Here is a 22416-nt window from a genome sequence, read left to right as displayed (position 1 = left end):
ACTACAACCCCTGTGGGAGCGAGCCTGCTCGCGAAAACGGTGTGTCAGCCTATGATGATGTCGGCTGACACGGCCCCTTCGCGAGCAGGCCCGCTCCCACAGTTTTTTCTGGTGTGTTCGAGTAACCGACACTTCAGGTTTTCCGCCTGCCTGCCGATGAAATCTGCACGATTTCAACGGATGCCATTCATGAACAAGGTTGTTGCTGTACTGGCGCTTACTGCCCTCGTTGCAGGCTGCAAGAGCACTCCACCCAATCCTCAGGAAGAAAGCCTCATCGGCACCCGCTGCATGGTGTTCTCGAGTGTGAAAGACCTTTCCGCTGAACACCTCGACTATGTTCGCGAAGCCAGCAGCAACGGCAACCTCAAGTGCAAGATTGCGCTTGGCGTGTTGTATGAGTTTGGTCGTGGCGGCTTATCACCAGATGTGCGCAAGGCCCGGGCCCTTTATGAGTCTGTCGCTGTCGTGGATGGCGCCGGGTATGAGCAACTGGCACGCATGGCCGATGAGGGCAGCGGTCAGGCGCCCGATGCTGTCGAAGCGCGACGGCTTTATCAATTGGCGCTCGCGCATCGTCAGAGTACCTACAGCGAGTTCGCGCTGGCACGGTTGATGGAAGAAGGTCGAGGTGGCCCACAGGATCTGTCCGGTGCGCTGACGCATTACCTCAATGCCACTCAGCGCATCGATGACGAGGCATGGGCCAGCGTGCAGCGGGTCCGCGCCCAGGTGTTGACGCTGACCACCGAGCAGACACAGCGCTACAACGAAAAATGGTACGACGGCGTCGGCAACAGCCTCGCAGCAGCGATACACGATACCGAGTTGCTGTTGAACAGACAGATCAAACCCGGCACCGCGAGTAAACCCGTCACGCTGGAGGCGAAAGGCAAACCCGGTTCGCTGGTGCCGCACATCACCTTGGTCGAAAGCTCCGGCAACAACGACGTGGACCAAGCGGTGGTCAAGGCCCTCAGCGAATACCGTTACCCGGCGCAGCCGATTTTGAAGGCCGGGCAGGAGTCCTGGTCATCAGAGTTTCCGGTCAAGGTCGGAGTGAACTGAACTGGCCGGGCCACTTGCCGGAACAGTCTCTCGCGTCCACTCTATGACCTGCCGACAAGGAGCGTCCGCCGACCCTCCGTCGTGACCACAGGGAGCTTGCAGCATGAGCGAAGACAACAAGGTAAAAGGCCCGGCGTCGTACTTCCCCTCCATCGAGAAAAAATACGGCCAGCCCATCGATCACTGGCTGAGCCTGCTCGCTGGCATCACCGACAAGAAACACATGGAACTGGTGGCGTGGCTCAAGCAGGAACACGGCATGGGCCACGGTCATGCCAACGCCTTGGTTGCGCATCATCTGGCGGATAAAAAGTGAGGGCAGGGCAGCGATGAATTTCTCCCACCGGCCAGTGACGGCTGACGACGTCAACACCCTCTGCAGCTTTCCCCAAGGCGAACAAGAGCTGTTCTTCATGTTCCCGAAAGCAAACTTCCCGCTAACGGAAGAGCAGATGCACAGCGCAATCAGCCAACGCTTCGACTCCACGGCTTTTCTGGCCAACGGCGAGTTCGTTGGCTTCGCCAATTTCTACCGCGCTGAGCACGATGGCATCTGCTGCATCGGCAACGTCATCGTCGCGCCCTACGCCCGTGGGCAAGGTGTGGCGCGGTACATTGTCGAAACCATGACCGCGCTGGGTTTCGAAAAATACCAGGCCAAGGAAGTGCAACTGTCCTGTTTCAACGAAAACACCGCAGGCCTGCTGCTCTACCCGAAACTTGGCTTCGTGCCGTTTTCCATCGAAGAGCGCCCGGCGCCGGGTGGCAAACGTTCAGCGCTGATCAACATGACGCGGATCAGAGGCGCAGCGAATGCCACTCACCTTCCATAAGATGCACGCCAACGGCGATGACTTCGTCGTGATCGACACACGCAACGTCACCAACCGCGTCACCGATCAACTCGCCCGGCGCCTGGGTGATCGTCATCGCGGCATCGGTTTCAACCAACTCGCCGTGGTCCTCGATTGCGCAGACGCCGATGCGCGCGTGGAATTCTGGAACGCCGACGGCTCAGCGCTCGACGTGTGCGGCAGCGCCACCCGTGGCGTGGCGGACAGGTTGATGCGCGAAGCCAGCCGAACATCGATCACCCTGCGCACAAACCGTGGCCTGCTCACCTGCGAACGCACGCCCAGCGGATTGATCGCGGTCGACATGGGCGAACCGTTGTTCGACTGGCAAGACATCCCTCTGGCGCAAGAACACGACACGCTATTTCTACCGCTCGCCGGCGCTCCAACCGCGTGCAACATGGGCAATCCGCACTGCACCTATTTCGTCGACGACCTCAGTTCCGTCGATATCGCCGCCCTCGGCCCAAGCCTAGAAACCCACCCATTGTTTCCACACAAAACCAACGTCCACTTCGTGCAAATCATCGACCGCCAACACATCCGCCTGCGCATCTGGGAGCGCAACGGTGCCATCCCGCTCGGCTCCGGCTCATGCTCATGTGGCGCGGCCGTCAACGGCATCCGCCGAGGCCTGCTCGACCACACCGTCAACGTCGAATGCGACGGCGGCCCCGTCACCGTTCACTGGAATGGCTCAGGCTCCGTAACCCTGAGCGGCCCGGTAGAGTCGAGCTTCACCGGCACAATCCCAGACACCCAACTCGACCTCAAGTGAACACAATCCCCTGTAGGAGTGAGCCTGCTCGCGAAGTCGCCCATCCAGTCACCCCATCAACCACTGAGCGAAATAAACAGTAAAAACCACCACTGTTTAAACGAAGCCTCAAGTAACCACCGAAACCCTACAACGCCTTGCGCCGTTACCTACGACTAAGCCAGAATCCGCCGGCTTGTGCGTCTAGGTCGCGGGTTCTATCGTCTGTCGGTCACTGAAAAACAGTGATCGGGTTTGGTAGCCCAGAGTTTTCGTAGATTGCTTAAGCATCATGATTCGCAGTGTCTGTTCGACACGGCTTTTATGGTGGTCATGCACAGGGCGTCTTCGGGCGCGCCGGTTTTCTACGTCCCGGTCTACCAACCTGCGCATGGCCGCCACCCTCGTTTGGTAGCGAGAGTGATGGCTCCTTTTTTGACGTAGGAGCTTCATCAATGATCAAACCAACACCCAACCCACCAGAAACCGACCCCACATCCCCCTACGAATCCCCCGATTCCAAGCGATTCCACGAAGCCGCCGAACGCGCCCTCGACCACTACCTCAAACCCGCCAGCCAAATCATGGCCAGCACCCAACAACCTGAACGCATGTACCTCGCCAACCCGAAGTACAACAGCGAATCCCTGCTCGCCAACGCCAGCGAAACCCTCGGCTCCGCCAGCGAAATGCTCCTCAACTTCGCCGCCATGCTCGACACCCCGCACCGCAAAACCGCACTGGGCATCGCCCAGGTCGTGATGCTCGGCGAAATCGCCGTCAATCAAGCGCTGGATAACGTCGAAATCGCCAGCTAACCCCCACCCCGACGAGGGGAAACCCTCGTCGAACCCCGCTGTCACACCCTGGCTGGCACACGGCCACGGCTTGCGCCCCCCAGCCACGGCTGTCAACCTTCGGGCCGTTCTCAAGGATCAGAACCAGGAATCACGGATGAGTGGCTACGTACCCAACCCCCCGAAAAACTACCGCTACGAAGAAGCCAAACCCGTCGATATTCACGCCCAGCGTTGGGCGGAATATGAGAAACACGGGAAAGAACCTGCGCGCGAACCTGAGAAAATCGGGATCGCGTTGAGGATTGGGGTTTTCTTTGATGGCACTGGGAATAATGCGAATAACACGGCGGCGGGATTGCTGTGTGGGGCGCAGCATCCGATTGCGCCGGAAGATATTCCTGCTAGTTGTCAGCCTTACATGAGCGATCCGGATAGCAGTTACGGCAACGATGTCAGCAATGTAAAAAGGCTGAGCGACTTGTATGACGCAGTACCTGACGCAGTAGGAGAGGGGCCGCTGAAGCGAACCTCCCGCGTCGTCTATATCGAGGGTATTGGCACCCGCTCCGGAGAAGAAGACAGTAAGTTCGGCTCTGGCACCGGACGCGGTGAAACAGGTGTTGCTGGTCGAGTCGAGTCCTCATTTCCAGTCATTCAACAAGCTATCAGCCGAGTCTTGATCGATAACCCCGGCAGTGAAATTGCTTCCCTGACGTTCGATACGTTTGGCTTCAGTCGTGGCGCCGCCGCAGCTCGACATTTTGCCAATGAGATCGTCCGCACCAGTCGTGGCCCTCTTGGCACCGTGCTGAGAAACCTGCCCAGAGCCTTCAGTCCTAAATTCAACGACCAGTATAAAAGTGATATCAACATGGGGTTTATCGGCTTGTTCGATACCGTCCCATCGATTGCGGGTTGGTCGAATCTTGGCAATATCAAAAGCGCTGTAGCGACCGGGGTCAAACTCTATCTCGATCGTCGTTTTTTTACCGATGTCGTCCAGTTGTCTGCCCGTGATGAATGCCGCGCCAACTTCGCACTCAGTCGCGTCAAAGCGGATCACTTGGAGATAACCTTGCCGGGTGTGCATTCGGATATCGGCGGAGGCTATCTGGAGGAGGCGCAGGAATGTGTGCTTGTAAGTCCCATGCAAACACTGATCGTGCCTTTGAATACTGATGTCACGGCTACCTCGATCTACCGCGATGCCGTCAATGCCAAGGCCCAATGGTTAGCCAAAGGTTGGCCTGCGGAAATGCTTGAGATCGTAACGCCCGATGCATTGCTGATGCCGAACAGCCCGCAAGATCGACTCAGTCCCAATGTGAAGCGTGTGTACGCCGCTCTGCAGCTTAAACGCCCGGTGAGTGGCATGTTGTCGAGGGTCTACCTGCGAGTGATGCACCGCTTGGCAAAAGAAAAGGGCGCTCGATTCAACGACATTCCAGATACACCTGATCTGGCCATTCCTGAAGAGCTGCAACCCCTGTGCGATAGATTCTTGGCGGGGGACTACAGCGTCACAGCGCAAGAAGATGAATTGCTGAAATTGAAGTACATTCACACCTCCGCCAACTGGAACCATCCGCTTGGCCGAAAAGATGGTAGCGGGATCAACGCGGTGTACATCAACGCCCCCACGGAAGACTCAATCCGCGTGCAACATCCTCATGTACCTGACTGGACGCTTTGGTAATGAAAGTTCTTGTGACCCTGATGTGCGCGCTATTCATGACTGCCTGCCAATCTGCTGATCCGCTATCGGCGAAGAACGACCCCAAATCCGAATCTTGGGAGCTTGCGTTCACCGAGCCCTATTACATGAAGGTGTGGGTTGAGGACAGCGCGGTTGAAGACATCAACGGTAAGTTGTTCAAGCGCACAGGGTCAGGGACCGCCGCAGGCGGGGAGCCTGAGGACGGAAAAGAATCCGCTCGGGGCTGGCACGCAGTAGGTGGTGCAGCAAAAGCCGTGATTGGCGCTGATCTTCCGAAGCGCATTTACGTGCGTTGGCAATCAATTGTCGAGCCACAGACATATCAGGTTTGGGTTGATGTGCCCGAAGAGGCGAGGAACCTGATGGTGACGTCGGTTAATCAGCGGTGTCCGGAAGCTCCGGAACAGCAGGCTAGCTACAGCGCGTCTATCTATTTGGGTCTGGCTCCTAGAGGCGTTGTGCAGGTTTTTGTCAGAGACTCTTGCCACCGTCCTGTCAAGGTGGCCAGAGCTCAGGCGGAGATCGATCCGCTGGGGCCCAGTCAGGGGAAGAATCAAGGGCGCTACGCATATCCCATCAGCGAAAAGTCCAAACGTTACATCGAAAAGTACGGCATTCCGTACGAGAGTTGGTGAGTAGCGTTCTTTTGACCTACAACCTCGCCTTTAATGAAGCGCTTCACGAGGCTGTTCCCTTACGCTATCTGAGTGTCGCATTGCGTTTGGTTGGCGCTAGTCGGATCACGGAAATTTATTTTGAGAATTGAAAAAACTACACGCTTCGATGATGTCGACCACGACGCGGGATATGAGTGCCGTGGTTTCAACTACGTGATTCGGAATGAAATGGATGAGTTTCACGTCAGAACCTACGATGGTGACCTCGGTAAGGCAACGGTAGTACGTCCGACTTCCATGTATAAAAACTGCAACCTCAGAATGCTTGTTGATTTTTTACAATCCGAACTTGGTACATCCTCGATCTCCGTCTATAAGACGGAGGTGGGGGCCTATGAAGAGCTAGATCTCAACGAAGTGATGTTCAAAAAATAAATCTGTCTCGCTTTTTCTACATCAATGTACCCACGGAGGATGGCATTCGCGTGCAGCATCCTCACGTAGCTGATTGGAAGCTTTGGTAATGAGAATACTTGTAGCTCTATTAAGCGTTTTAGCCTTCACAGGCTGTCACGCAACAAGCTCCAATTCAGGTGAAAGCGATCCCAAATACCCGTGGTGGGAGCTGGCCTTCATCAAACCTAATTTCATGAACGTGTGGGTTGAAGACAGCTCCGTGGAAGACATTGACGGTAAGACCTTTATGCGAGCCGGGGGAGGGAACGCCAGCGGTGCAGAGCCGAATGACGAGAAAGAATCTGCGCGTGGTTGGATTGGTGTTGGAGGTACAGGCAAGCCGGTTATTGGTGCAGGACTACCTAAGCGGATTTTAGTCCGCTGGCAATCGATACCAGAGCAAAAAACTTACCGGGCATGGGTAGATATCCCTGAAGAAGCCAGGCAGGTGATGGTGACATCTACCCATCAGCGCTGCCCGGAAACCCCCGAGAAAACAGCACGCTTCATGGCCTCCGTCTATTTGGGACTCGCCCCGGGTGGTGTGGTGCAAGTGTGGGTAAGAGATTTATGCCGGCGGCCAGTTAAAGTCGCTCGTGCCCAGGCTGAGTTGGAGCCGCTGGGGCCCGAGTTGGGTAAGAATGGTGGTCAATATGCTTATCCCGTGAGTGAGAAGGCCAAGCGGTATATCGACAAGTACGGCATTCCCTATGGGAGTTGGTAATCGTCACTCGATGAAACAACTGATAACGATGCTTGTTGCTTTGTTAATTACCGGTTGCCAGTCAACTGATCCGCTTTCCACAAAAAATGATCCTAGGTCTCCATGGTGGGAACTCGCGTTCACCGAACCTCATTACATGAAGGTTTGGGTCGAGGACACCGCAGTGGAAGACATCAAGGGAGAGACATTCTTGCGCACTGGCGGAGGATCCGCCTCAGGCGGTCAACCGGAAGACGGCACAGACTCTGCCCGTGGTTGGCATGGCGTGGGAAGCACAGGAAAAGCTGTTGTTGGTGCTGATCTTCCCAAACGGATCTATGTCCGTTGGCAATCCATTGCTGAACCGCAAACGTATAAGGTCTGGGTCGACATTCCAGAGGAAGCCAGACAACTCATGCTTGAGTCCGTCAACCAGCGCTGTGCAAAAACACCTGAACAAAAGGGGCGTTACAACGCGTCTATCCACTTGGGCCTGGCGCCCGGTGGTGTTGTGCAAATCTGGGTCAGGGACTCATGCCACCATCCTGTCAAAGTCGCCAAAGCACAGGCGGAAATCGAACCGCTAGGGCCTAGTCAAGGCAAGAACCAAGGGCGTTACGCGTATCCTGTCAGCGAAAAGTCCAAGCGGTATATCGAGAAATTTGGCATTCCGTATGGCAGTTGGTAAAAACGTCATCAATTAAAGGTAAATGGGGCGGACCATATTTAATGTTTGTCTATTCCTTATATTCTCCTTTTGGCCACTGAGTAGTCGGTGGAGAAAATCAGGGTAAAATTACGTCAGTATTATCGCAGTCTTGCCCTGATTGTTTCAAAAGCCTTGGCTCAGTTTTTTGTAGTGGCTACTCGATGGTTGTGAGATTGTCTAATACTAAATAGTCGAGTATGGCGGAAGCCCCTCTATTGATGTATTTACTCATCGCATCATCAGGTTCAACGTATTTTAGTCCGGCATGTCGAAAATCTTTCGGAGGAGAAATATGGTTGTCCTGGTATTTTTCTCGAAAGGCGCAATAAAAAGATACATCGGGTATGAGTTTTTCAAATGCAGTTGATAGATCCAGCGAAAGAGCATGAGGTCGATGTTCGTCATATAGGATGCAGAGAGCGTTGATCCCCGCGCGTGAATATGAGGTTCCTCGCGCGACAAGTTTTATTGCAGTCTCTTTTGTTACGACTTCCCCTGCATGTCTAATTATTTCGTAAATCTGTTGTGTAACTAACTCTCCTTCGTGGGTGCCTCTGAGTGTGTCTCCGAGTTTAATAGCTTCTTCTATAAGGGTATTTAATCCAGTAGTTCCGGCGTATGAGGAAGAGATATTCACCAGCGGTTGTACCGCTTCAGCTATTGTGGGTTTGTTCGCGGCTTTTGCGCATCGAATTGCGTCGTATAAAGTCAGGGTCAACTGAGTTTGCCCCTCCCAGCGTGCGATAGACTTGAGTTCTGCGCATAGACCTGCTTGGATGGTTTGCCCCACTGGTACCCATGCTGTCCAACTTCTTCTATTCTCGGCCATAGGGTCGAGTTTTGTTCGTTGTTCAAGTAACCACTCTTGGAGCCAGATGTACCACGCTTGCTTCGTCTCAAGACAAACTAATACAAGTATAACGGGGTACCGGCAGGCGTCTGCATAGCGAAGGTATTTACGACTGATTGTTAATTTTACAAGGCCTTCTTTTTGTGTGTGTTTCTCCACTGATTTGACTTGAACCTTTAGTATTTCGCCCTCCACGTAATTTTCGTGTAATTCGAACTCCATATCAATTCCGTAGTCCTCGCCGAGGTCTCGCGATAGCCAATGTGGATTTTCCTCAATATGTGAGTACAACCATTTGTGGCCCCTGGCTCCGATTTTCTGAGAGATTGCTCGTTTTGACATATGCAAGTCCAGTTTTGTAGTTAAAGTGATGGATTTTAAGTGATTGGTTTGGTTTTCGTATTTTTATGAAGTAAGTTAACGGTGATGGTTAGTGTTATTAATGCTGGGGTTGTTGTGTTAAGTGGTCATTGGAGGTTTTGATCTGATTCGGATGGAATGAGGTGGATGTAGGTTGAATGTCGGAGCTAGTTCGCTGTGAAAATTCACGATTGTCCAAGGGTTTCTTAGTGTTGCTACTAAATTTTGTTTGGGTTTAAGTCGCGATGATGTTGAATCGAGGGGGGCTGATTTATTTTCTAGAAATAATTCAGTCCCCTTTTTAGTGATTCTCTTCCCCCTGTCGCAGTTTTCGGTGTGCTCATCACCTAAGACTAACGCTAGTCAACGTTAACTCTGCCAAATTTTCATCTGGCAAACTTACGGTTGTGTGAGGAAAAATTATTCATGCCCTTTTTTGCTAAAGCTATTTTGGAGTAGGGATTTTTTCAATTAGCATCTTTGCTAGCTCCTGAATATTTATTGGGTAATTGTCGGTGGAGGCGCTTCCAGCTTCTTGCATCCCGAAAATCTTAGAGGCGACCTCTGATTTGATTTTGTTCTGTTCTTCGCTTGGCAAAGTTGCGATATAAGGCGTTATTGCGCGCAAGTCCAGCGATATCCGCCTATTAACATGTTCTTGGCTTCTATGCTTAGCAGACTCGCGCGCAAGATATGCAGCTGGTACTGAAAGAGCGATCGCGGTGACCACTCTAAAAATTGCTTGCTTCCAATCTAGGCCTCCGCTGATAGACTCATATAGTGCGAAGCACAGTATTATGCCTGTCATGCCCATGCATGCTAAAGACCATCCCCTCAAAGTGTTGGCGGCCTTGCCCTCTGTTTCTGCCGTATTTGCATAGTCTACTAGCAGTACCTTAGAGGCGGTTTGCCCAAGAAGCCCGTCAATCTGAGTGTTTACTTCGTTACTACGCTGCTCCGCATCTTCTGAAATTTTCGCGGCTTTCCCAGCTTCTTTAATCATTTGATCTTGAAGTCCTGAAATTTCAGATTTCAAGTGCTCGATGTTGCTACGAAGCGCAGAAACTTCATCCTGAGATTTTTGTGAATACTCAAAACTTTTCCTTTTGAGGTCTTCAATTTCCTCAGCTCCCTTTGTAATATCTCTCTCAAAGGTTTCAATTTCCGATCGAAGCCTCGCTTGCAATTCGATAATGTTTTTTTCATGACTTGTAATTGATTCATTGCTTCTTACTGGAGTTTCTAGTGGGTTTTGCTCTACAGAAAGAACATAGGGGGCAGTAAATTCTTCGCCAGAATCAATGACGTCACGAAAGCTGTTAGCTGCGCTTTGTAACAGCTTGGCAGCTTGCAAAATCTCTATATTTACGTTTCGTCTATTACCAATACTTGTGCCTAGGGCTTGCGCGTGTACCGCTGCGCCGCTCGCACTTGTGATTGCCGCCTCCACGTCTATGGACGAGGCGGTAGTGCGCATATTGAAGTTCTTATAGTTTATTTCGAAATTTTTTATTGCTTCGCGTTCGGCTCTAGTCAACGGGCTTTCGCCTATTTTTTTCAAAAGATCCTGTATTAGCTCAAGAATGCGGCCGAGGTTCCGCTTGCAGATATCTACTGGGTTCTCCATTTCACTTCCTTGATGATCAATAAGTCGATAAATGATATTTTAATTTAAAGAGTATAAGCCACGTGAGACAAGATTTTCCGGAGCGGCGGCTTGCTTCGGTAGCATCAATTAAATTTCATTCGAGTGTCCGCTCCTAGCCGAAAGTCACCCCATCCGTAATTCCCTATTGCTCCGAGTAAAGCCATCCAAACGCGGCCTCATCAAGCAACGATGTCAAACGCAGCACTACCCAACACCTCCCCATTAACCATAACCCGCACCCCATGCCGTCCCAAAAAATGCTTCCGCGTCGTAAAGTCCCTAATCACCTGCCGCCTCCCCACAACCACACTCTCAAACCCCAACAAAACCACCGTCTTCAACTTAAAAACCTTCCCCGAAACCCCGCCATTCGCCTTCACATAGTCAATCGCATAATCAATCACCAACCGCTGCTCATGCGCCACCGTCGACTTCACCACAAACGACAACGTAATCGCTTCCCCCAACCGCACCACCGCCGGCTCAACCCGCACATCCAACAACTCAACCTCAGCCTTCGCCCCGGCACCAATCACCGTCAGCGCCCGCAAGTCCCCCTGCTTAATCAAACTCCGCAACGCATGCTTCGCAATCCACGCCGTGTGCTTGTTCTCCAACGACCAACCTTCAATCGTGTCCAACACCCACTTCGGATGCACTTTCGTCACATCATTCAAATGATTCGCCACAGACTTGCGTACATACAAACTCTCATCCGCCTTCAACCGATCCAGTATCCCGGCGGCCAACTGCGGATCCGCCTGCACCGCGTCCAACCGAAACGACCAAGGCAGGCGAGGGCGGCTGCCTTCGCTGGCGAGTCGTCGGACGTGGTGGTTCTCATCGCGGGTCCAGTCGTGCATCCGTTCCAGCGAGCGCTTCAGGTCGCTTCGCAGAAAGTGGCGGATGGCGAATTCGGAGGAGCCGAAGGTGGTGAAGTACTTGAGGGCGTCCATGGAGGTGTCGAACGCATGCCCGCCGTAGCTAGCGACGTAGTGCGGCAAACACATGCTGACGAATCCGCTGTTCAGCCTTGGCGCGAGTTCGAAAAGCACTTCTAGGGAATCTTGGTAATCCAGCGGCAACACGGCGTGCAGGCTTTCGCTGACACGCGCCATGCGTTGCATCACTGATAATTCGGCGAGTCCGTCCTGGGCGTGTTTGAGAAACGCTTTGGCCTTGAACGCCGGGTACACGGCGCTCATTTCGCTGGCGATGTGTTGCAAGCGCTCGGCGTTGAAGATTTCCTTTAACGCCGGGGCGGCGGTGTCGGTGGTGCTCATGGTCAGGTCATCGGTGTGCTGACGAACGCTTCGAGGGTTTCGGCGTAGGCGGTGTATTGGGCGACGTGCGGGTAGCGGCGGGTGTCGATCTGGTCGGGGACGACGAGGTCGGTGAAGCTCCAGGCGACGGCGAGGCTGATGCCGGCCTGGGTGAGGGTGCCGTCGGTGGGCAGGCCGGTTTTTTCCAGTTCTTGCTCGAGGGCGGTGAACGCCGCGGCGAGTTGGCCTTCGACGCGTTCGACCCACGGCTGGTATTGAATGTCGGCCGGGCGCAGGTTGCGTTCGTAATAAAGCTGCACGGCTTTTTCGCAGGCGGCGAGGCTGAGGCCGATCAGGCGCAGGGCCTGGGCGCGTTGTTTCAGGTCGGTTGGCAGCAGGCTTTTGCCGGAACTGGCTTCGAGGTAGTCGAGGATGAGCGTCGAGTCCATCAGGACCACGCCGTCGTCGAGGATCAGCGTGGGGGCTTTGACCACCGGGTTGATCTGCTGGAATTGCTCGAAGTGGCGGAACACCGAGACCGACTCGTGTTCGAGGTCGATCCCCAAGCGTTTGGCGGAGATCGCCACGCGGCGCACGTAAGGGGAGTCCAGCATGCCGATCAGTTTCATGACGCGTTCCTTCAAGTCAAACCGGTGGGAAGGCATAACCTAGCCGACGTTGAGGCAATTGTCAGTCGTCGAAGCCGGGTTGTTCGTGAATCTCATCAACATTCAGTTCCAGCCGATACGCCACCGCGACAAACAACGCCTGGCACAAACACAACGTCGCACTCAGCGAGCGAAAGGCTAGGGCGCTGCCTTCGTTGACCAGCAATACGCTGTTGGCGAGTTTTGCCAGTGGCGAGAGGTGGCTGTCGGTGAGGATCAGGGTGTTGGCCTGCTGCTGGCGGGCGAAGCGCAGGCAGTGCTGGGTTTCCTTGGCGTAGGGCACGAAGCTGATGGCGATGACCAGATCGTTGGCTCGCACGCTGCGCATCTGCTCTCGATAACTGCCGCCGAGCCCGGACACCAGATGAATTCGTTTCTGAGTGTGTTGCAAGTTGTAAACGAGGTAGTCGGCGACCGCGAAGGAGCGGCGCACGCCGACGACATAAATGTTGTCGGCGTTGACGATCAGGTCGACGGCTTTTTCGAACGCGGCGTCGTCGAGTTCGCGGCCCAGGCGTTCGATGCCGGAGCGGGTGGCGTCGATGCATTCGCGGGCGAGGTCGCCGGCGCTGGCTTGCTGCGATTGGTTGGCGATCATGCTACGGATGCGTTGCTGGTAGTTTTGCACCGGTGAGGCTTTGTGCGTGTAGGCGCTGCGGAACAAGGCCTGCATTTCGCTGAAGCCGCTAAAACCGAAGCGTTGCGAGAAGCGGACGATGGCGGACGGGTGGACTTCGCACTCGCGGGCGATGTCGCTGATGCGGTCGACCATGATCCGGTCGCTCTGCTGGCTGATGTAGCTGGCGATGCGTTTGAGCTGGCGCGGCAGGGCGTCGTATTCGTCGGTGATCAGTTGCAGCAGGCGCTCGGCATTGATCGGGGGGCTGGCGAGTGAAACCTCGTCGGTGGCCGGCAGATCGGGGCGGGGCATAGGTCATCCTTCAGGCTGTTTGATCACACGGTGGGCCTGATAGTAGGGGGGCTTTTGCGGTTCTGCTTTGCTGAAACGATGCAGTGCGTGGTAAAAAATTGCGTCTGGGCGCTGCGTGGTTAGCCGTTTGTCTTCTATATACAGCCGCTCGACTGAATTTCTTGCTATAAACGCACTCCGATGGCCGTGTGAACCCTGTGTCAGAGCAGTTTCCGGACGTTGTCGGACAAATTCCCTGTATTTACAGTTGCTGAGGCCTCATTCGGGCCTTAGACTGCCGCCCCTCGTAAATTGAGTGCCGGGTGGCATTTGCAATAAACGATGCCTTTTCGCCGACCGCACGCGGTTCGCCGAAACGCTCCCTAATTCGCCTTAATGCACGTTTTTTTATAGAGATATCAATGACAAAGGACAAGTTGCTGGCCATGCCGGCAGATGACTACATGAATTCCGAGCAGCACGCTTTCTTCACTGAGCTGTTGCAGAACATGAAAGTCGAAACCCACGAGCGCATTGAGCAAAATCGTATCGCCATCGAAAGCCTGGACACCCCGGCTGACCCGGCGGACGCGGCTTCGGTTGAAGAAGAGCGCACTTGGCTGGTGAACGCGATCGATCGCGACCAGCGCATGCTGCCGCAACTGGAACAAGCCCTTGAGCGCATCAAGGAAGACAGTTTTGGCTGGTGCGATGACAGCGGCGAGGCCATTGGCCTGAAACGCCTGCTGATCAGCCCGACCACCAAGTACTGCATCGAAGCTCAAGAGCGTCACGAGCAGATCGACAAGCACCAGCGTCAGGCCTGATTTTTCCGGCGCTGTGATCGCGGGCAAGTCCGCCCCACAAGGTTCAACACCGAACCTGTGGGAGCCGGGCTTGCCCGCGAAGCTTTTTATCGTCCGCAATATTTCCGCGCGATTCCATTGACCTGCCACAGACCCCACGACTAACGGACCATGGATAATGGCGTTGTAGTGGCGTTTAATGCAGTCACAATAATGAGAACAAGCGTGGGGTGTTGATATGACGAGAGATGGATCTCTGGTTGGGGCTTTGCCTGCACCAGTGCTTTTGCCGAAAAACCGCTGGATCGCACCGACCCTGCAAAGCATCGCCCTGATGCTGTTGCTGGCCGGCATGACGCTAGGTGAATGGTCGCTGTACATCGGCACGCCGCTGGCGGTGCTGATTGTCTGGCTGCCGCGCTTGCGCTCTCGCGCCATCCCCGATACCCAGCCTGCCGACAGCGGCAGCGCCATGTCCGAACTGACCCGCGACCTTTCCTATACCACCAGTCATAACGCCTTATCGGCGGCGGGTGTGGCGTTTTCGGTCAAGGAACTGGCGAGCAAACTCGAATCGCAACTGGATGCGGCGGCGCAAATCGTCAGCAATGCCGAGGTGATGATCGCCACCGAACACGCGACTTCGCAGCTCAGCCGTGCCGCGCTTGAAGCAGCGAGTCAGGCCCATCACAGTAGCGTGGCGGGGCGCACGGAACTGGTGGATTCGATCGCGCGCATGCATCAGCTCAGTCAGCGCGCGAATGCCAGCCGTGAATTGATCGAAGCCTTGAGTGTGCGCAGTGACGATATTCAGCGCGTGACTCTGGTGATTCAGTCGATTGCCAGCCAGACCAATCTGCTCGCATTGAACGCGGCGATCGAAGCGGCGCGGGCCGGTGAGCATGGTCGCGGTTTTGCCGTGGTGGCGGATGAGGTTCGTGGATTGGCGGCGCGCACGGCCTCGGCGACCGGTGAAGTGGGTGAGATGGTCGCCGACATTCAACAACGCACGGCGCAGGTGGTGGAGCAGATTCGCCAGCTGTCGAGTGATCTGCAGACCGGTGTCGAGCAGGTCGAGCACACCGGCCAGCATCTGGAGAACATCGCGCGACTGGCCGCCGGGGTGGAAACCCAGGTCGGTGAAATCGCTCAGGGTGCGGAAACCAATCGCGAACAACTCGACAGCCTGTTCAAGGCTATCGAGCAGATGCGCAGCGACCTGGCGATCAGCGATCAACAAACTCGCCGCCTCGCCGAAGCCGCAGTGCAGATGGAAGGGCAGGCGGAAACCATCAGCGAGCGTCTGGCCGAAGTCGGGCTGGATGACTATCACCAGCGCATCTACGATCTGGCCCGCGAAGGGGCGAGCCAGATTGCCGCGCGGTTCGAAGCGGATGTCGAGCAGGGGCGGATCAGCCTCGAGGACTTGTTCGACCGCCAGTATCAGCCGATCCCGAATACGCAGCCGGCGAAATTTCAGACCCGTTTCGACCGTTACACCGATCAGGTGCTGCCGGCGATTCAGGAGCCCTTGTTGCCGCGTCACGAGGGGTTGGTGTTCGCCATAGCCTGTACGCAGCAGGGATATGTGCCGACCCATAATCAGGCGTTTAGTCAGCCATTGACCGGCGATGCGCAGGTCGATGCGGTCAACAATCGCACCAAACGCAAGTTTGCCGACCGCACCGGTATTCGCTGCGGTAGCCATCAGCAACCGGTGTTGTTGCAGACCTACACCCGCGACACCGGTGAGCTGATGCATGACCTGTCGGTGCCGATCATGATCAAGGGCCGGCACTGGGGTGGTTTGCGTCTGGGCTATAAGCCGGAAGGTCCGCGCTGAGGGATTGTTACGCCCGATGCAATGAATCTGTGCAGGGAGCTTGCTGTTTCCGTTCTAAAGAAACCATTAATCTGACCACTTAGTTAGGTTGCTAATGATTTCGGGAGGGCTGCATGCAGTGCAGAGTTGATGTTGCCGTGATGATCGGCAGTGGCGTGCCGTCCGGTTTGCGCGCAATGGGTCGTAGCGTTTGCTGGGTGGTGCTGCTCAATGGCGAGCGTCGCGGCACCGCTTTTGCCAGTCGCGACGAAGCGGAAGAGTGCAAGGCTGCGTGGCTAGCGCAGATGCACGCCGAGCCGACCGACAGCCTTCACTGCCCCGTGATTACTTGCCGCGATGCAAGCGTACATTCAGCTCATCGACCATGACCGCTTCTTCACCGTCGGCCCTCAGCCATTCCTTGAGTAACTGTGCTTGTTGCGGCGACCAAAAGTCGGCGTCGATAAGTTTGGTATTGGCGTCCAGCGGATGCGCCTCGATGAAATCGTCGATTGCGTTACCTTCTGAAGGCAGTCCCAGTTGATCGAACAGGGTTTTCAGATCGTATGCTGGCAGTTCCATCTTGTACTCCTTTGGTGGGCGCCGGTATGGCGCGTTCGATCGCTCTCTTTATCTGAGGCAGCCGTTCGCCAGGAGTTCGATCTTTGACTCGAGTGAGCGGGCAAGGGCGCAGGCTTCGTTGTGATCTTCGCGGAAACCTCTTACGCGTCCGGTCGATGTTTCCTTTATGTGAAAGAACGCGTTGCCGGCGGGCACGACCTGAAATCGGGGACAATGGTCGTTGATGTCAGTGGCACTCAGTATGAGTGGTGATTTGATCCGGTCGTCAGCAGTCATGGCAAAGTGAGTCAGAGTGCACATATGAAGTCCTTTTCATCAGTCGGCCGGGATTTAAAGGCCGTTGCGGGTAGTCGTAATGAGCATCGCTGCTCTAGAATCGCCAGTACCTGTTGACGACAGGGCTTATCTAAAGCAATTTTTCGCCAGCGATATGTCGGAAAAGTGCTTTTTTTCGTGAGAATTTTCCCTAAAGTTCGTAGTCAGAATGCTCTTGCCGACGCTGAGGATTTTTCCTTCAAGTTTTGGCGACATCGGGATGAGTTTTGCGGGTGACAATCCAGTAGTCTTAGCAACCTCGCGTTGAATGAGCACTCTGCTCGATTCGGGCTTTATTGATTTATTTGGCAGTGACATCGGCCTGGCCGGTTTTTTGCCGTGCGCGTTTTCCGTGTGCGGTTTTTTCAGATGTGGGGATGTTTCTTTGGCAGTCAGTAATCTCGATATGCATGCTTTGTTCGTGTTGGGTGATTTGCGTGCAAAGCTGGTCAAGCTGTTCCAGTCGCGTTTTGTTTACATCACCGAACAGAACGCTGAAGGCATTTACGTGGCCGAGATCGACACCGAAAGCGCCTTGGTGGTCGATGACAAACCGGGGCTCAAGCTCAAGGTCGGCGATCATTTCAGTGCATCGGTCTTGCCCAGCCGCGAAGGCGGCAAGATGGATATCCGTTTTCGCGAAATCAAACTCACGGTTTATGGACTGGGCGATTACGCCTTTGTCGACACTGCCGACGGGCACGCGATCCTGTTCAAGGAAGGCCACAGCGTGGTGACCGTGTTTGCGGCCAACCAGCAGTTGCAGGAAGGGCTGACCAAGACCCTCAAAGCCGTTACCGCCAAAGCCGCCAAGTGGCGCAAGGGCGAGCTGGTGACGTTCAAGGCCAGCGAGTGAGCCGCGCGGATTTCCATGCGCAGAACCTCGACACTGCACGCGAGGAGGCTCGGCGTTTATTCGCCGCCAAGGCCGAACTGCAAGGCGCCTGGCTGAATTGGCTGGCTGCGCAGATCTACGCACTGCGTCCTGCGGAATACGCCAGCATGGTCAGACGCGAGCTGCAAAGCCTGCAGGAAAAGTCTGATTCATAACCTCGTCCGGAGCGCGGCCCGGAAAAAGCAGGAACCTCGGCTACAGTCAGTTGACTGAGTATTCAGAGGCTTGCGGTCTTCTGCCAGGCCAACCTGCCATTGCTGTGAACAGCACGAGGTGCAATGCATGAACGGATTTCGACGGTTATTGGCCGCCAGCGTGGCCACGTTCGGTTTGCTGACATCAGCGCCATCGGTGATGGCCGCCCAGGCGCCGATCCATTTTGCCGACCTGAACTGGGAAAGCGGCAGCCTGATTACCGATGTGCTGCGGATCATCGTCGAGAAGGGTTACGGCTTACCGACCGACACCTTGCCTGGCACCACCATCACGCTGGAAACCGCACTGGCCAACAATGATATTCAGGTCATTGGCGAGGAGTGGGCCGGGCGCAGTCCGGTATGGGTCAAGGCCGAAGCCGAAGGCAAAGTCGTCAGCCTGGGCGATACCGTCAAAGGCGCTACCGAGGGCTGGTGGGTGCCGGAGTACGTGATCAAGGGTGACCCGGCCAAAGGCATCAAGCCGCTGGCGCCGGATCTGCGCAGTGTCAGTGATCTGAAAAAGTACAAGGACGTGTTCAAGGATCCGGAAACACCGGGCAAGGGTCGGTTCCTCAACAGTCCGATTGGCTGGACCTCGGAAGTGGTCAACAAGCAGAAGTTGACCGCTTACGGCTTGCAGGATGATTACACCAACTTCCGCAGTGGTTCGGGGGCGGCCCTGGATGCCGAGATCAGTTCTTCGATTCGTCGTGGCAAACCTGTGCTGTTTTACTACTGGTCGCCGACGCCGTTGCTCGGCAAGTTCAAGCTGGTGCAGCTTGAGGAACCGCCGTTTGATGCTGAGGCGTGGAAGACGCTGACTGACGCCGATAACCCTAATCCAAAACCGACCCGGTCGCTGGCGTCGAAGCTGTCGATTGGCGTGTCTACACCGTTTCAGAAGCAGTACCCGCAGATTGCCGAGTTTTTCAGCAAAGTGGATTTTCCGATCGAGCCGTTGAACAAGGCGTTGGCGGACATGAGCGAGAAGCACACGGCACCGCGTGACGCGGCGGTGGCCTTCATGAAGGCGCACCCGGATGTGTGGCAGGCGTGGTTGGCGAAGGATGTGGCGGAGAAGGTTTCGGCTGATTTGAAGTAAAGGGTTGAGACTGATGGCCTCATCGCGAGCAGGCTCACTCCTACATTTGGAATGCGTCCCCCCCTGTAGGAGTGAGCCTGCTCGCGATGCTTTTAAAACTTCGTCTGCACCGCTAATTCAAAAGTACGCGGTGTTCCGAGGTAATACGCTGGCGAAACATGCGCAAACTCGGCATACACCTCATTGGTCAGATTACGCACGCGCCCGGTCACGGTGGTGTGCGAATCAACCTTGTAGCTGAGGAAGCTGCCGAACAAGGTGTACGACGGCACCGTCATGGTGTTGGCCGTGTCCGCATACACCGACGCCACATATCGCGCATCAACCCCACCTTGCCATTGCGGCGAAAAATCATAAGTCAGCCATAGATTGCCAACTCGATCCGGCACATTGGTCGGCGTATTGCCCTTGCGTGACACCACCACGCCGGCAGCATTCTTTTCGGTGAAATCATCGTACTGCGCATCGACCCAGGCGAAGTTGCCTTCGGCCAGCAACTTGTCAGTGATCCGCAGCGAACTGGCTATTTCCACTCCTTTCGACGTCTGTTGACCGACCGGAATACTGCCGGCCGGATCCAGCGGATCCGTCACGGCGAAGTCCTTTCGCTCAATCGTGTACGCGGCAATCGTCGCCGAGCCACGTCCATTCAGATAATCGAATTTGCTGCCGATCTCCCATTGCTTGCCAGTCGAGACGTCGAAGTCCTGCGTACCATTCGGTTGCTCGGCGGCGGTGCTGTATTGCACGTAGACGTTTGCCGATGGAATGAATTGGTACGTCAGGCCGGCGCGACCGGTGACTGGCTCCCAACTGCGCTTGAGGTGCTTGGGGTTGGCGGCGGTCACGGTGCGATGGTTGGTCACGTCGAGGTCAATGTCGTCATAGCGCAGACCGGTGAGCAGCGACAGTTTGTCGGTCAACGCCAGACGGTTTTCCACGAACAGTGCCTTGGTGGTGACCTCGTTGGTTTTGTCGCTGATCAACTTGGGGTTGGTGCCCGGGATGTCGTAGAAATGCCCCGGACGATAGTTGTTCGGGTCAACCGTGCTCGCACCTTTGACGTTCAGCGGCGAGTTGGTGGTCTGGTTGACCTTGTATTCGAAGCCCCCCGACCACGTCGTGTCGAGACCGAACAGCGTGTTGTCGTGGCGCAGGTCGAACTGGTTGCCGTTCTGCTCGCCCTGATGGCGCACCTGATACGCAGTGGAGCGATTCACTGCCGTGTTGTCGGCGTTGTACTGGTAGGTTTCGAGATTGCGGTAATCGCGCTGGCTGTCGAGGTGATACAGCGTGTTGCGCAGGGTGGTGCTGTCGTTGATCCGGTAATCGATGATCGAGCGAACCCAGATCGTCCGCTGCTCGTAGCGACCGTCCTCGACGTTGTAGTTGTTGAAGCGGTTGTGTTTATCGATCTTCAGCTCGCCGGCCTTGGGGTTGAGCACGGGCGTGCCCCAGTACGGACTGTCTTCATGTTCATCCTGATATTCCAGGGCCAACGTGTGCGACAGGTCGGGCGTGAGATCGCTGAGCAGCGAGAACGCCACGCTCCAGGCATCGCGCTCCTGGCGGTCGATGTAGCCGTTGCTGGTGTTGTGGCTGACGTCGAGTCGCGCGTAGTGCTGCACGTCGGCGCTCGGCTCGGTCAGTGCATGATTGAGGCCGAACGCGGTTTCGGTGGTGTCGTAGGTTCCGTAGCTGACCCGGCCTTCAACTGCTTGTTCATCGCGGGTGGCCAGTTTGGTTACGTAGTTCAGCGAGCCGCCCACTGAGCCCGCACCATTGATCAGCGATGACGGGCCGCCGACCAGTTCCACACGATCATAGATCCACGAATCGACAGGCCGCGCGAGGCCGCCGGAAACGTTGATGCCGTTGAACATCTGGGTGATCTGGCTGCTGGTGAAGCCGCGATAGGAAACGAAACCGCCAAATCCCGGCGGCGCACTGGCGTTGACCCCGGGCAAGGTGTTGGCGGCGTCCTGGAAGTTCTGCGCGCCATGGCGTTCGATATCGTTGCGCTTGGCGATGGCCACCGAGGCGGGTGTGTCGCGCACGCTCAAGCCGAGGCGCGAGGCCATGCCGCTGGACTGGTCGAGGCTCAGGCCCGGTTCCGCGCCGGACTCGCCCTCGATGGTGATCGGCGCGAGATCCACGGTGGATTGCGCCCAGACGTTGACGGACAGGCAGCCGCACAGGCTCGCCAGCAGAGTGAGTTGTTTCATCATTGAATCCTGAATGCTTGTCTAGGAGTCAGCGCACAGGCAAACGCCGCGCGTTGGCGCAGTGGGCTGACAAATCAAAAACGCAAAGACACTCAGGCGAGCGGTGGGGCGCGAGGGTTGGCTGAAGGCCAGGTGAAGCGGGCAGGGAGGTCAGCGCTGACGATGGGCGCCAGTGGCGGACTGTGCTGTTCTGGCAGGATCGCCAAGGTCAGGCTGGAGTTGAACGCTGGGCCCATGCCGCCGCCGACCGAGCACAGCGGGCAGCCGAACGCCTTGGACAGGGTCGGCAGTTGTTCTTCAGTGGGGTTGCTGGCGAGCGGCGCTTGAGTGGCCGGGTCGACCGTACAGAACTGGCCGCCGATACCGTTGAGCTGCATGCCGACCATTTGTCCGTGACCGATGCTGCAGGCGAACACGTTGAACAGGACGCAGCAATAGAGCATCCAGGCCAGCAGTGAGCGATCGGAACGGGAGAATTTCATGGGGCGGCACTTTACCGTACCGCTGATCGGTCGTGCACTTGAAAAAAATCCGACTAGGATGATTTGTTCAAATCCCTTTCCAAGGATTTCAACCATGACCTTTGTGTTGGCTCAATGGCTGGTGACAACGTTCGCGGTGATCGCCTTGATGCACGTGTATTGGGCGTTGGGTGGGCAATGGGCGGCAGCGGTGGTGGTGCCGCAGGTGCCGGTGCGCGGTTTTGTCGCAACGGTGCGGCCGGCGTTCAAGCCTTCGGGTTGGCTCACGTTGATCGTGGCGGCCGCGTTGTTGGTGATTGCGGCATTGGTGTGCATGCGGGTGGGCTGGGGAATGCCGGCGGTGACGCACAAGGCGCTGCAATGGGTGATCAGCGCGATTGCGCTGTTGATGTTTGCCCGGGCGATTGGTGATTCCAATCTGGTCGGGTTTTTCAAGGAAGTGAAGGACTCACGGTTTGCGCGGCTGGACACCTGGGTGTATTCGCCATTGTGTGCGGTGTTGGGGGCGGGGTTGTTGGCGGTGGCTTGGGTTTGAGGTTGATCTGAAATTTCTGATGACCTGGTCGGCCCCTTCGCGAGCAAGCTCGCTCCCACATTTGGAATGCGTTCTT

At 55.7% G+C, this 22416-nt stretch carries 25 protein-coding genes; 16 read left to right on the top strand and 9 right to left on the bottom strand.

The genetic code is table 11. The features are described 5' to 3' along the window. Positions 1-189: 189 nt before the first annotated feature. The 9 genes from ACW9IR_RS13455 (at position 190) to ACW9IR_RS13415 (ending at position 7660) form a co-directional block, all read left to right on the top strand. Complete coding sequence (locus ACW9IR_RS13455) at positions 190-1068, top strand: tetratricopeptide repeat protein (RefSeq protein ID WP_457463629.1); 879 nt, start codon at positions 190-192, stop codon at positions 1066-1068. Positions 1069-1171: 103 nt separating this feature from the next. Next, positions 1172-1384 (top strand): DUF4287 domain-containing protein, encoded by a 213-nt coding sequence (locus ACW9IR_RS13450; protein ID WP_457463627.1) that lies wholly within the window; start codon positions 1172-1174, stop codon positions 1382-1384. 13 nt (positions 1385-1397) lie between these two features. Beyond that, positions 1398-1901 carry a GNAT family N-acetyltransferase gene (locus ACW9IR_RS13445; protein WP_457463625.1) on the top strand — a complete coding sequence of 168 codons (504 nt, stop codon included), beginning with the start codon at positions 1398-1400 and terminating at the stop codon, positions 1899-1901. Beyond that, a complete protein-coding gene (dapF, locus tag ACW9IR_RS13440) occupies positions 1882-2700 on the top strand; it encodes a diaminopimelate epimerase (RefSeq protein ID WP_457463623.1) in 819 nt (272 codons plus the stop codon). The genes ACW9IR_RS13445 and dapF overlap by 20 nt, the downstream gene beginning before the upstream one ends. Before the next feature lie 434 nt (positions 2701-3134). After that, entirely contained in the window at positions 3135-3497 is a 363-nt protein-coding gene (locus ACW9IR_RS13435; RefSeq protein ID WP_016982978.1) for a DUF6124 family protein, read from the top strand. Between the two features lie 136 nt (positions 3498-3633). After that, the gene (locus ACW9IR_RS13430) at positions 3634-5175 is read left to right on the top strand and encodes a T6SS phospholipase effector Tle1-like catalytic domain-containing protein (RefSeq protein WP_457463620.1); all 1542 of its coding nucleotides are present in this window, start codon (positions 3634-3636) and stop codon (positions 5173-5175) included. Continuing rightward, on the top strand, positions 5175-5831 hold the full coding sequence (locus ACW9IR_RS13425; RefSeq protein WP_457463618.1) for a DUF2931 family protein: 657 nt from the start codon (positions 5175-5177) through the stop codon (positions 5829-5831). The genes ACW9IR_RS13430 and ACW9IR_RS13425 overlap by 1 nt, the downstream gene beginning before the upstream one ends. Before the next feature lie 505 nt (positions 5832-6336). Beyond that, positions 6337-6993: a DUF2931 family protein gene (locus ACW9IR_RS13420; RefSeq protein WP_457463616.1), complete on the top strand. Its 657-nt coding sequence runs from the start codon at positions 6337-6339 to the stop codon at positions 6991-6993. Between the two features lie 10 nt (positions 6994-7003). Beyond that, complete coding sequence (locus ACW9IR_RS13415) at positions 7004-7660, top strand: DUF2931 family protein (protein WP_457463614.1); 657 nt, start codon at positions 7004-7006, stop codon at positions 7658-7660. Positions 7661-7835: 175 nt separating this feature from the next. On the opposite strand, the gene ACW9IR_RS13410 is transcribed toward ACW9IR_RS13415, so the two are convergent. The 5 genes from ACW9IR_RS13410 to ACW9IR_RS13390 all read right to left on the bottom strand — a co-directional run bounded on the left by ACW9IR_RS13410 (position 7836) and on the right by ACW9IR_RS13390 (position 13400). Beyond that, positions 7836-8873 (bottom strand): DUF4365 domain-containing protein, encoded by a 1038-nt coding sequence (locus ACW9IR_RS13410; RefSeq protein WP_457463612.1) that lies wholly within the window; start codon positions 8871-8873, stop codon positions 7836-7838. A 463-nt stretch (positions 8874-9336) separates the two neighbouring features. Then, entirely contained in the window at positions 9337-10518 is a 1182-nt protein-coding gene (locus ACW9IR_RS13405) for a hypothetical protein (RefSeq protein ID WP_457463610.1), read from the bottom strand. A 200-nt stretch (positions 10519-10718) separates the two neighbouring features. After that, entirely contained in the window at positions 10719-11822 is a 1104-nt protein-coding gene (locus ACW9IR_RS13400; RefSeq protein ID WP_457463608.1) for a DNA alkylation repair protein, read from the bottom strand. Positions 11823-11824: 2 nt separating this feature from the next. Continuing rightward, positions 11825-12430: a glutathione S-transferase gene (locus ACW9IR_RS13395; protein WP_457463606.1), complete on the bottom strand. Its 606-nt coding sequence runs from the start codon at positions 12428-12430 to the stop codon at positions 11825-11827. 61 nt (positions 12431-12491) lie between these two features. Further along, positions 12492-13400, bottom strand: a complete 909-nt coding sequence (locus ACW9IR_RS13390) for a MurR/RpiR family transcriptional regulator (protein ID WP_457463604.1) — start codon at positions 13398-13400, stop codon at positions 12492-12494. A gap of 401 nt (positions 13401-13801) precedes the next feature. Between ACW9IR_RS13390 and ACW9IR_RS13385 the strand changes: the two genes are divergently transcribed. The 3 genes from ACW9IR_RS13385 to ACW9IR_RS13375 all read left to right on the top strand — a co-directional run bounded on the left by ACW9IR_RS13385 (position 13802) and on the right by ACW9IR_RS13375 (position 16396). Next, a complete protein-coding gene (locus ACW9IR_RS13385; protein ID WP_008084239.1) occupies positions 13802-14206 on the top strand; it encodes a TraR/DksA family transcriptional regulator in 405 nt (134 codons plus the stop codon). Positions 14207-14423: 217 nt separating this feature from the next. Then, complete coding sequence (locus ACW9IR_RS13380; protein ID WP_457463602.1) at positions 14424-16028, top strand: methyl-accepting chemotaxis protein; 1605 nt, start codon at positions 14424-14426, stop codon at positions 16026-16028. A 113-nt stretch (positions 16029-16141) separates the two neighbouring features. Next, positions 16142-16396: a hypothetical protein gene (locus tag ACW9IR_RS13375; RefSeq protein WP_095120316.1), complete on the top strand. Its 255-nt coding sequence runs from the start codon at positions 16142-16144 to the stop codon at positions 16394-16396. Here the strand turns inward: ACW9IR_RS13375 and ACW9IR_RS13370 are convergent. Both ACW9IR_RS13370 and ACW9IR_RS13365 read right to left on the bottom strand, forming a co-directional pair. Further along, positions 16353-16589: a DUF2789 family protein gene (locus tag ACW9IR_RS13370; protein ID WP_007910733.1), complete on the bottom strand. Its 237-nt coding sequence runs from the start codon at positions 16587-16589 to the stop codon at positions 16353-16355. The two genes, ACW9IR_RS13375 and ACW9IR_RS13370, sit on opposite strands and share 44 nt — an antisense overlap. 48 nt (positions 16590-16637) lie before the next feature. Further along, a complete protein-coding gene (locus ACW9IR_RS13365; protein ID WP_102902074.1) occupies positions 16638-16889 on the bottom strand; it encodes a hypothetical protein in 252 nt (83 codons plus the stop codon). Positions 16890-17289: 400 nt separating this feature from the next. Between ACW9IR_RS13365 and ACW9IR_RS13360 the strand changes: the two genes are divergently transcribed. The 3 genes from ACW9IR_RS13360 (at position 17290) to ACW9IR_RS13350 (ending at position 19098) form a co-directional block, all read left to right on the top strand. Continuing rightward, the gene (locus tag ACW9IR_RS13360) at positions 17290-17760 is read left to right on the top strand and encodes a hypothetical protein (protein WP_102902075.1); all 471 of its coding nucleotides are present in this window, start codon (positions 17290-17292) and stop codon (positions 17758-17760) included. Then, positions 17757-17954, top strand: coding sequence for a hypothetical protein (locus ACW9IR_RS13355; RefSeq protein ID WP_034152423.1), 198 nt, complete (start codon positions 17757-17759; stop codon positions 17952-17954). Before ACW9IR_RS13360 ends, ACW9IR_RS13355 begins: the two co-directional genes overlap by 4 nt. A gap of 127 nt (positions 17955-18081) precedes the next feature. Further along, positions 18082-19098: an ABC transporter substrate-binding protein gene (locus tag ACW9IR_RS13350; protein ID WP_457463598.1), complete on the top strand. Its 1017-nt coding sequence runs from the start codon at positions 18082-18084 to the stop codon at positions 19096-19098. 92 nt (positions 19099-19190) lie between these two features. On the opposite strand, the gene ACW9IR_RS13345 is transcribed toward ACW9IR_RS13350, so the two are convergent. Together ACW9IR_RS13345 and ACW9IR_RS13340 are read right to left on the bottom strand one after the other, a co-directional pair. After that, positions 19191-21323, bottom strand: a complete 2133-nt coding sequence (locus ACW9IR_RS13345) for a TonB-dependent receptor (RefSeq protein ID WP_457463596.1) — start codon at positions 21321-21323, stop codon at positions 19191-19193. Positions 21324-21415: 92 nt separating this feature from the next. Then, entirely contained in the window at positions 21416-21805 is a 390-nt protein-coding gene (locus tag ACW9IR_RS13340) for a DUF2946 domain-containing protein (RefSeq protein ID WP_016982997.1), read from the bottom strand. Positions 21806-21899: 94 nt separating this feature from the next. On the opposite strand from ACW9IR_RS13340, the gene ACW9IR_RS13335 reads away from it, so the two are divergent. Continuing rightward, a complete protein-coding gene (locus tag ACW9IR_RS13335; RefSeq protein ID WP_007910751.1) occupies positions 21900-22340 on the top strand; it encodes a DUF3995 domain-containing protein in 441 nt (146 codons plus the stop codon). Positions 22341-22416 lie beyond the last annotated feature (76 nt).

Source organism: Pseudomonas sp. SDT291_1_S447, from assembly GCF_054070155.1.
The sequence above is the reverse complement of the archived record's forward strand: the minus strand, read 5'-3'. Positions and strand labels throughout refer to the sequence as shown.